Here is a 7,107-nt window from a genome sequence, read left to right as displayed (position 1 = left end):
TCGACATAGACCATGTTTCAGTACAGATAATTAAAGACAATGCAGTATTGAATGAGTTTAATTCAACCATGAACAAAAATAAATTAACTTCCATTCCAAATTCAAACAATTCTTCAAAATAATGGGGTTCATATTACCCCTTCAAATTCTTTTTTTTAACAAAATCCTTAATTATTTATTAAACAATATACAAAACTTATTCTATAATTCGACGGATGTGATTTTCATATGGGAAGAAAAAAAGCACTTATAACAGGTGCCGAATATGGTATGGGTAGAGGAATAGCTCTTGTCCTTGCAGAAGAAGGATATGATATTGCTTTTTCCTATTTTCCGGGAATGGAAAACTATGAAACCGCCCTTGAAAAGACAAAAGAAATGCTTCGCGAAAGGGGAGCTGAATGCTGGGCTTATGAGGCCGACCTTACAAGGAAGGGTTGCGCAAAAGAACTTTTTGAGAGTGCCGTAAATGATATGGGAACACTTGATTTACTGGTAAATAATGCCGGAGTAAATATGCCGCGCCCTCTACAGGACATTACAGAAGATAATCTGGAATATCTTATAGATTTGGATTTGAAAGCTTATGTTTTGATGATGCATTATGCCGCAAGATATATGATAGACAATGAAATTAAGGGAAATATCATAAATATAACATCATCAAGGGGTGAAAGGGTATATCCCAATGCAGGAATATACTGCGGAATCAAATCTGCGCTGAACCGCATGGCAGAGGCATTTGCTTTGGATGTTTCATCATACGGCATCAGAATTAATAACGTTGCTCCCGGCGCGATAAGGGTGCGCAGCAAAGAGGAGCTTTTGGATATCAAAGAAGGCTCTGAAACGGATTATTTCTGGGATGAAGAATTTTTGGAAAATCCTGAAGCGGTTGAAAATGATTTCTGGGATGCCCTTGGACCGAAAATTCCCCTTAAAAGAGCGGGACTTCCCGAAGATATAGGAAATGCAATAGCTTTTCTGGTATCTGAAAAGGCATCATATATAACTGGAGTAACATTACGGGTTGACGGTGGTCTTATACTTCCGGGAATGCCTGAAGATCCTGATTTACCTGGAAATGGATGGTGCTAAATGAGTCTGATAAACGAAAACGGAAAAGTCCGTATACTGATGGGAACATACTTTTCCCTGAATTGTATATCCTTAAGTTATGTCGTGTTTTATCTGGGAATGTTCGGACTTCAGGACTATACGATAGGAACAATAGTTTCAATATCTGCAGTTATAGGATTTATCCTTCAGGGAATGCTCGGTCGAATCATTGATACACATCCGAAATGGTACTGGCGAAATCTGCTGATTGTACTGGGCATACTGGAACTTATTGTCTGTGGGCTGATTCTTATAGGTCAGTTAATCAATATAGGCGCTTTAATGCTTGGAGGACTTTATGCAATATTCATAATCATTACTTTGGGAATGGGACCGCTGGTAAACACTTCAAGCTTTTATTATACTGCCCATGGCCGTCCGGTTAACTTCGGTGTGGCCAGAGGAATAGGTTCACTTGTTTTTGCAGCCGTTTCCTATATAATAGGAGTATTTTCCGGTGAGATGGGAATAATATTCATTCCAATCTGTGGAGTTGTAGTGAGCATACTTTTTATTCTCTCCACAATAATACTTCCCGACCTCGGCTCTACATATGGCTCCAATGATGAGAATTCATCTAAAATGTCATTTATAAGCAGGGATTTCATTGAAAGAAACAAATACTTTATTCTGATGGCTATAGGTATATGCATGGTATTGATTCTTCACAATATTGTCAATTCTTTCCTCATCAGAATGGTTGAAAATGTTGGGGGAAGCAGCGATGCACTTGGAATGGCTCTGGCAATAGCTGCAGTTTGTGAACTTCCGGTGCTTTTTTTATATGAAAGCTTTGTGAAAAAGTTCAATATTTCTACACAGCTTTTAATCTTTGTTGCCTGTCTGTTTTTTGTGATAAGGGGAATCCTTTATCTTTTTGCAACAAGTGTAGAAATTATATACGCAGTTCAGATACTTCAAAGTGTATCCTTTGCCCTTCTTATAGCTTCAAAAACCCACTATGCCGATGAAGGTGTTGGCAAAGAGGATAAGGCTACAGGCCAGTCCATCATGTCAATGACTGAAGCTGTTGCAATGGTTTTAGGCAGTGCTGTAGGTGGCTGGGCATTAAGCCTTGGCGGAATCAATATGATGTATATTGTAGGAATAGTATTTGCGGTTCTCGGATCACTTCTGGTGCTTGCAATGTATATTTCAAACAGAAATTCACCATCAGCCGTCAAATCATGAAGTTTCTATCATCCGATAGATTCTTCAATTATTTTTTTAATCTTTTTGTATCTCTGTTTTTTGCTTATCAATTTGTTTAAGATTTGAATCATCATAATTTCCGGCAATGTTGGAATATAATAATCCCAGGGAATAATTGGCTATGCTTTCAATTATTGGAATAACAATACATCCATATATTAAAAATCCGACATATGGAATTGACATTACAAATGATGAAACAAAAGAAATCGCATTCAATAGAATTGCCATTACGATTAGCCATTTGATTATGTTGACAATACCTATGTTTCTGATATCCCTTACTACCTTTTTCATATTTAATGCTTCAGACAGGCTATTGAAGTAAGCCAATCTTGCTTTTGCAAAAAATAACAGGAATTCAAATATAAAATACACTATTAAAATAAGAACAAACACGAATCCGACTGTCGCTAAAAATTCAATTATCTTAAAATTATTAATTAGATTTCTGCTTGAAGGGCCAAATACCAATAATGCAATTAAAAATAAAGCGGCCGGAACAATCATATAGACTATTCTCAAAAACAGCACCCGAATGGAATCATATATGTTGTTGACTAAATTGAATGATGGAAGCATTGCTGAGTGGTTTGAACCAAGTTTAATCATGGATAAAAAATATCCCGGCACAAGCAGTATGAACAAAAAGAATGCAATTACTCCAACGGCTGTAATATAATTATTGTTGGCAATCATGCCGATAGGAATTATTGCAATAAAAACAAATAATAAGCATAAAACCGTTAGTTTTTTAATGTTTCTGAATGGATATTTGAAAGAATTCAAGACCAGCTTTGACAAATCCATAATTGACTCACCCGATATATAATAAAGGTTTTTAATCCAACTATTTATTAAATTTAACTGTTTTTAAATAGAATTATAAATTCTAAATAATTTTTTATTAAAATGTTTCAAATCAAAAAGGTTTTTCAAAAAATCATTTAGTAAACTATATTATATATTTATTAACAAAGATAAAAAATGTATGACAAATTTTTTGCCATATAATAACTAAAGGGATGATATATATCATGAATAAGAAAATAGTATTTTTTATTTGTTTGATTGTAATCATTCTTTCTGCGGCCTGTGTATCGGCAGCTGAAGATGTTGCACAGACAAATATTGGGGATACAAGTAACTTGGACGCTAATGGAGGTATATTAGCTATATCTTCAAGCGAGAACGAAATTCTTGGTGCTGATGAAGGTACCTTTACAGAATTACAAGCTGAGATTAATAATGCTCAAAATGAGTTAAATCTGACTAAGGATTATAAATGGGATGATGCATTTAAAGATTATGCAATAAAGATTAATAATCCAATAACCATTAATGGAAATGGACATACAATTGATGCATTAAACCAAAATGATCTTAGAATTTTTGAAATTAATAATGTAAATAGCGGTATAATCCTAGACAATATAACTTTTAAAAACGGAAATACTGCTAGTCAGGGCGGAGCAATTTATATACTTTCAGATTTATCCGACAGTAAATTTACGAACCTAAATTTCATAAATAATACTGCCAAATTTAATGGTGGTGCTGTCCGTTTCTATAAAACATCCGAAAACAATCTATTTGAAAATTTAATATTTATAGATAACTCTGCTGCTAATAATGGTGGAGCTTTATATATAACTGGAACATCCACATCAGACACCTTTAAAAATGTAATATTTGCAAATAATGTAGCTGAAACAGCTGATGGTGGTGCTATCAATTTCCATGGAGAAGTAGATGGTGCAACATTTGATAAGGTTTTATTCTATAATAATCGTGCTGAAGCAAGCGTGGGTGGAGCAGTAAACTTCGATCAAGGAATAAAAAATTCCATATTCAACAATACTTACTTTATTGATAATGCTGCTAAGACAGGTGGTGCAATAGGTATTACCAGAACAATTTCATCACTCACCTTTGAAAACACCCAATTTATAAATAACACTGCTTTAGTAGATGACGGTGGAGCAATAAACATTGGTCCATGGGGTCACTCTGATTTAGCTAACACCATATTTAAAAATGTTTTATTTGAGAATAATTCTGCAAATAATAATGGTGGAGCATTATTTGTTACTGCTAATACTTTATCAAACACCTTTGAAAACGTAAACTTTACAAATAATGAAGCTAAAACAGCTGATGGTGGTGCAATAACATTTGGTGCAAATAGTGGCTACACTACAGAAAAAAATACCTTCAAAAATGTTAACTTTATAAACAATACAGCTAATGAAAACGGTGGAGCATTATATGTGACCGGTGAGTCCACATCAAATACCTTTGAAAACGTAGAGTTTATAAATAACACTGCTAAAAACTGGGATGGTGGTGCTATTAATTTCTATAAACTTGTTAATGATACAACATTTGAAGAAGTCTTGTTTTATAAAAACAGCGCTCCTAGCAGTGGAGGTGGAGCAGTAAACTGCGATTATGGAATGGAAAATACAAGATTCAACAATACACTATTTGTAGAAAACAGTGCACTTTATACCAGTGCAATAGCTATTAGTGGTGAAACATCATCCAATACTATTGAAAGCTCTATATTTTATAATAATACTGCAAATAATTATCTTATTTGTATTATGGATTCTGGTTCTGACAATGCTATTCATGACTCCATTTTCCTGAACAATGGTGATTATAATTATTATGCAATAACTACTGTAAGTGGAAATATTGAATTGACCGATAACTGGTTTGGAAACAATGCTACAAACTACGATGAAAATCCGGAAGTATATTATGATCTGGATAATTGGTTATTCTTGAATGCAACAGCAAATCCTGCTGCAATTACATTAAACCAAACATCAACAGTTACATTTAAATTTTCTTCATTCAAGGATGATTCTGGAGTTGAAGAATATGATGGACCAGTTTTAGTATTTTTAGAATTAAATTCAACACTTGGAACACTGAATAGGGATGTTGCATTAACAGATGACGAAATAGTCTACACTCCTTCTGAAAGCGGAAACGGAAGTGTAACAGGTAAATTTTTAAATGTATACTACACCGTAAATATAGAAAACGATAAAATACCTACCGAAATTAGTGTCGAAAACTCTACTTTAGATATGCTAGTGCTTGATAATGTTCCTGCCGGAGCTAACTTAACTCCTGCTGATGCTGGTTATTTAAGTTATAATTCAAGCAACTCAAGTGTTGCAGTTGCAATCTATGGCAGAATTATTGCTGTCGGTGAAGGTGAAGCTACAATTACAGTCTCATTCAACGGTACTACAAGATACGCTGCTGCTGAAAACAAAACCATTGAAGTAACCGTTTCCAAAAGACCTACTGAAATTATCCTTTTAAACGATACTTTGAATGTTACAGTACTTGAGTTTATTCCTGAAGTTGCTACTTTAGATCCTGCTGAAGCAGGCAATTTATCTTACACTTCAAGTAATTCCAGCATAGTTCAAATTTATGATGACAGCATTATTCCTATTGGTGAAGGTAGTGCTATAATTACTGTTTCATTTGATGGTGATGAGATATATGCTGCTGCTGAAAATAGGACTATAACTGTCAATGTAAGATTAAATGATGCTAGCGTAAGTGTTGACAATGATACTTTGGATTTATTTGTTGAAGATACTTATGCCATTAATGCAACTACTGTTCCGGACTTCTTAGTGCATGTCATTGATTACACATCCAGTAATGAGGATGTAGCTACTGTAGATGAAACCGGTACTGTTACTGCAGTCGCTGAAGGTACTGCAATCATTACTGTTGAAGTTGGTGATGGTAAAATATTTGCTAAGAACTCAACAACTGTAACTGTTACCGTAAGCAGAATACCTACTGAAATTACTGTTGCAAACACTACTTTGGATATGATTCCATTGGATTTCTCTGCTATTGATGCTACTTTAACTCCTGATGTTGGTAGTTTAACATATAATACAACAGATTCCAGTGTTGCAAATGTACTCTTCGGTTATATTATTGCTGTTGGAGAAGGAAAAGCCAACATTACAGTTTCCTTTGAGGGAGATAATATATATGCTCCTGCTGAAAAGATAATTGAAGTAAACGTTGCAAAAATACCTACCGAAATCACTGTTGAAAACACTACAATTGAAATGAATCCGTTTGATGTTACTCCTGCAGGTGCTAAGTTAACTCCTGGTTTAGACCTTACATTGACTTACACTTCAAGCAATTCAAGTGTTGCTACAGTTATTTTAGGAGAAATCATTGCAGTGGGCGAAGGTGAAGCTACAATTACAGTTTCATTTGACGGCACCATAAGATACGCTGCTGCTGAAAACAAAACCATTGACGTAACCGTTACTAAAATACCTACTGAAATCACAGTTGAAAACACTGAAATTGAAATGGCTCCATTGGACATTGCTCCTGCTGGTGCTAATTTAACTAATGCTTCAAACCTCTACTTAGATTACGTTTCAAGCAATTCAAGTGTTGCAGTTGTAATATTAGGAGAAATTGTTGCAGTAGGTGAAGGTGAAGCTACAATTACCGTATCATTCAACGGTACTACAAGATACGCTGCTGCTGAAAACAAAACCATTGACGTAATCGTTACTAAAATACCTACCGAAATCACAGTTGAAAACACTACAATTGAAATGGCTCCATTGGACATTGCTCCAACAGGCGCTGATTTAACTAATGCTTCAAACCTCTTGTTGACTTACACTTCAAGCAATTCAAGTGTTGCAGTTGTAATATTAGGAGAAATTGTTGCAGTAGGTGAAGGTGAAGCTACAATTACCG

Annotated in this window: 4 protein-coding genes; 3 read left to right on the top strand and 1 reads right to left on the bottom strand. The window is 34.8% G+C overall.

Going from position 1 to position 7,107, the window contains the following annotated elements; translation table 11 throughout:
• Window positions 1–228 precede the first annotated feature (228 nt).
• Together ACKI5C_RS01080 and ACKI5C_RS01075 are read left to right on the top strand one after the other, a co-directional pair.
• Window positions 229–1,098, top strand: coding sequence for an SDR family NAD(P)-dependent oxidoreductase (locus tag ACKI5C_RS01080; protein ID WP_407431179.1), 870 nt, complete (start codon window positions 229–231; stop codon window positions 1,096–1,098).
• Window positions 1,099–2,310: an MFS transporter gene (locus ACKI5C_RS01075; RefSeq protein WP_407431177.1), complete on the top strand. Its 1,212-nt coding sequence runs from the start codon at window positions 1,099–1,101 to the stop codon at window positions 2,308–2,310.
• A 36-nt stretch (window positions 2,311–2,346) separates the two neighbouring features.
• Here the strand turns inward: ACKI5C_RS01075 and ACKI5C_RS01070 are convergent, their stop codons facing one another.
• Window positions 2,347–3,141: a DUF4013 domain-containing protein gene (locus ACKI5C_RS01070; protein ID WP_407431175.1), complete on the bottom strand. Its 795-nt coding sequence runs from the start codon at window positions 3,139–3,141 to the stop codon at window positions 2,347–2,349.
• A 227-nt stretch (window positions 3,142–3,368) separates the two neighbouring features.
• Here ACKI5C_RS01070 and ACKI5C_RS01065 point away from each other — a divergent pair.
• On the top strand, window positions 3,369–7,107 hold a 3,739-nt coding region (locus tag ACKI5C_RS01065; protein ID WP_407431173.1), incomplete at its 3' end, for an Ig-like domain-containing protein.

It is taken from the genome of Methanobrevibacter sp. (assembly GCF_045646045.1).
In the GTDB taxonomy this organism is placed as follows: domain Archaea; phylum Methanobacteriota; class Methanobacteria; order Methanobacteriales; family Methanobacteriaceae; genus Methanocatella.
This window is presented reverse-complemented; position numbering and strand designations above follow the sequence as displayed.

Bases quoted from the DNA above. Each gene is read 5' to 3' on its own strand.
- ACKI5C_RS01080 (WP_407431179.1), top strand. From the start codon at position 229: ATGGGAAGAAAAAAAGCACTTATAACAGGTGCCGAATATGGTATGGGT.
- ACKI5C_RS01070 (WP_407431175.1), bottom strand. From the start codon at position 3,141: ATGGATTTGTCAAAGCTGGTCTTGAATTCTTTCAAATATCCATTCAGA.
- ACKI5C_RS01075 (WP_407431177.1), top strand. From the start codon at position 1,099: ATGAGTCTGATAAACGAAAACGGAAAAGTCCGTATACTGATGGGAACA.